Origin of the sequence: Mesorhizobium kowhaii, assembly GCF_042431665.1 — a bacterium.
In the GTDB taxonomy this organism is placed as follows: Bacteria; Pseudomonadota; Alphaproteobacteria; order Rhizobiales; family Rhizobiaceae; genus Mesorhizobium; species Mesorhizobium kowhaii.
The window spans coordinates 1-3251 of the sequence record NZ_JBHLYT010000172.1 but is presented as its reverse complement, the minus strand read 5'-3'; the positions used below and the strand labels follow the sequence as shown (position 1 = coordinate 3251).

The window sequence follows — 3251 nt, the reverse complement described above, 5'->3', positions numbered from 1 at the left end:
CATTCAAAGTCGCTCAATTCGTAACGTCGCATTCAAGCCTCCAAAAGAAGCCTTGAATCAGAACCCGTCACAAAGCGGTAGTCAGTTTATGAGTTTGCGGCCTAATTCGGTAGCAACCGCCACCAACTCCCAAATTAACGCTTCAACCTGGACCTTACTCCAGAAAGACCAGCGCCCGTCGCCCCGTTCCCGTAAGGGAGTCAGGCTTCTCCAGAGCGCATCGAGACGCCGTTCGCCCTTGTCGCGATCAGTCGATCCTATGGAGCTCCAGGTCCGTACAAGGCAAGTTAGACGCGCGTCGCCTTGTCAAGGCGGAGGCGCGCTCACTGGCCACTCGGCTTAGCTCACCGAGAACTGAGGCTACATCTGCGGTCGGTCCGAGGTGAACGATTTATTCTTCATTCATTCAGACACCTTCCGGTAGTTTTTATATCGTTGTAAACAAATCGTTTTTATGCTTCTATTTATTCATGAATGGCGATATTCTCATTTGATTTTTGCAGGGCGGCGGGCGCTTAGTCGTCCCTGCGTGAACTTGTGAATGGTGAATCCCATGCATCCCGTGATGGCACTTCGTAATTTGGACACTCTTCAGAAGGAGATCGTCAGCATCCTTTCCCGCGCCGGGATCGGCATGTCGCAGACTGGCATCGTAGCGAAACTGACTAGCCGCGCCAGCCAGCCAACCGTGTCCCGGGCGATGGCCAGGCTCGTCGCCGACGGAATCGTCATCAAAACGGGAGAAACCCGCGGCGCATCGTTCGATTTGTCCCCAGCAGCGTCTTGGTTCTCGAAGGCACCGCACTACCGCCCCGAGGTTCCGTATGACCCTGAGCGGATCGGAGGTTACGTCCCGAACACAACAACATGGCTTCCAGCGGAACAGTTGGCGCGCATCAGGGCCGCCGCGGAAGGCGTAAACCAGGCCCTGGATGCATCGACATATAGCAGGGCGATCGCGGAACGCTTCCTGATTGACCTCGCCTGGGCATCATCGAACCTTGAAGGGAACACGTACACCTATCTCGACACGGAAGTCCTCCTTCAATACGGCCAGAAAGCGAGCGGCCACGAACTGGCGGAGGCAACCATGATCCTAAACCACAAGCACGCGATTTCCGAGCTGCTCGATAGCGTGGGGAGGCCCGTCCTCAACCCCCAGTTCGCCGCCCGTATCCACGCGATGCTCCTTCGCGACCTGATCTCGCCCGAAGACCTTGGGCGGGTGCGGGGAAACCCGGTCAAGATTCAAGGCTCCAGCTACCAGCCGAGCGGCGATCGCACCCAGCTCACGCAGGACCTGGGCCAGCTGCTCTGGAAAGCGGAACAAGTCGAGGACCCGTTCGAGGCAAGCTTCCTGCTGCTGACCGAGTTCTCCTACCTGCAGGCTTTCATTGACGGCGACAAGCGGATGGGGCGGCTCATGGCCAACGTGCCATTGCTATGGCAGGGCCTGCCGCCGATCTCGTTCATCGGCATCAACCGCAGCGCATACCTGTCCGGACTCATCCTCTTCTACGAACTGGGCGACGCGTCATTGATGGCCGGCGCCGTGGCCGACGCCTATGAGGAGACGTCGAAAAACTACACGGCTGCGGTGGCGACCAGGCGGGTGCCGAAGTCTGTCGAACTGCGTGAGCGGAGGCGCATCGACGAGGCTGTCCGTACCATCGTGGAGGATGGCCTCCCGGAAGACGACGTGCGGTCGTTCGCTTCGGATTATTTCCAGAACCTGAATGATGAAGACCGGGACCACCTCGTTGGGTTAGTGGCCGAGATAATCACGGCGATCACACCGGAAAACGCGAGGGCATGGAACGTCGACCCTGACAGGGTAGTCGCCTACATCAGCGGCAGATCCAAAACCCATGGCACTTAGTATGTTTTATTCACCATTCATTCAAGCCACCGACGGAACGGCCAAACATATGATTATTATTGACTATTTACAGGCGTTTTATTCATAGCCGAGGACGCGGCCTTAGAAATTCGAGTGCAGCGGCGATGGACATTTCACGTCATCCAGGTCGATGACAAGCTATGTATGAGGCGGCGACCCTCACGATAGGGTCGTCGGCCGAAATGAGCTCTGCCGTGACGCCTGGCGCGCCTTGTCGTGCCATTTGCCGAAATTCTTCCAAAAATTTCCGAAACAGGTGCGCGGTCCATACTGACCTCTTATAGGCCGGGGACGTTGGCATCCATTTCCAGTCTCCTCCGATTTCAGTGTTACCGTCGGCGGAAAGCTGGGAAAGTGGCAGTGATGCGCTCGCCCGCTACTTTTCGTTAACCCCCGGTCAAAGAACCGATCGACTCCTGCGGCCAGCCCCACTAAGGGCCTGCCTCATGTTCAGGCGGATACGCATACGGCACTGATTTCGCGGCCTCCCGAGGCCGTCGTGCTGACCGAGCCAGGTTCTTTCGGGAAAAATGGGCCGCCCCGAAGTGGCTCAGTTTCACGACGAGGGTTAGCGCCGCAAACAGAGATCGTCCGATCCCCAAGCCGTATGTCGACGGCCATCAGCTCACTTCGTCTCTTTAGAAAATGCGCATTGGTTTGCACTGCTCCGAATGCGGCTTGATAGAACGACGCAGCTCCCTGCTGCCCACCATGCTCCACAAAAATCGTCAGTGAGAGTGATATCCCAACATCGCAAACCGACTTGAGAACGTTCCCGTCTGAAATGCCATGCTGCTGAGGGACTACTTCATGGGCATTCGCTGCCGACAAATCGATCTGCCGCATGGCCAAAGCTTTTCGCAATGCTTTGGCCATGGACTGGGAACGCCGGAGAGCATCATGGTTCATCCCTTCTGTAGTCAGTGTCAGTGCTCGCGTTGCTGACGGCCACCCACGAGGGTCAAACCGTAAGGATTGTGCATTCACCATTCCAGGAGGAGCGAGCGGCAGGCTGCACAGCCTGCCAAGGCAATAGCTAGATCGTGACGTAGATCAACAACTGCTCGCGTCAATTGCGAATCAGGTTTCCCAAAAACTGCGAGAGTGCCCGCCGAGCGCCGTTTCAAACGTCAGCTACGGGCGCGATACAAAGGGCACAGGCTGAACTTCGCTGCCAGAGGCAGGGCTTGTCGGCCGTTCGATCGAAAGTGCGAGATGAGGAGAAGACCCATCAGCCTGCAGAGCGGCTAGCACTACTTTGGCAGTTTAGGTTTGACGGCGTCTGCGAGCAGCTTCTCACAGTGAGGACATCTGCGGCGTGGCGGCCGCGTGAAGAGGTCGAGAATGGCTT

General features: G+C 57.1%; 2 protein-coding genes. One reads left to right on the top strand and one right to left on the bottom strand.

Features of this window, described 5'->3' with window-relative positions; all coding sequences use genetic code 11:
• Nucleotides 1–553 precede the first annotated feature (553 nt).
• On the top strand, nucleotides 554–1879 hold the full coding sequence (locus tag ACFFNA_RS36895; protein WP_378924968.1) for a Fic family protein: 1326 nt from the start codon (nucleotides 554–556) through the stop codon (nucleotides 1877–1879).
• A 471-nt stretch (nucleotides 1880–2350) separates the two neighbouring features.
• Here the strand turns inward: ACFFNA_RS36895 and ACFFNA_RS36890 are convergent, their stop codons facing one another.
• A complete protein-coding gene (locus ACFFNA_RS36890) occupies nucleotides 2351–2776 on the bottom strand; it encodes a hypothetical protein (protein WP_378924966.1) in 426 nt (141 codons plus the stop codon).
• Between the last annotated feature and the right edge of the window lie 475 nt (nucleotides 2777–3251).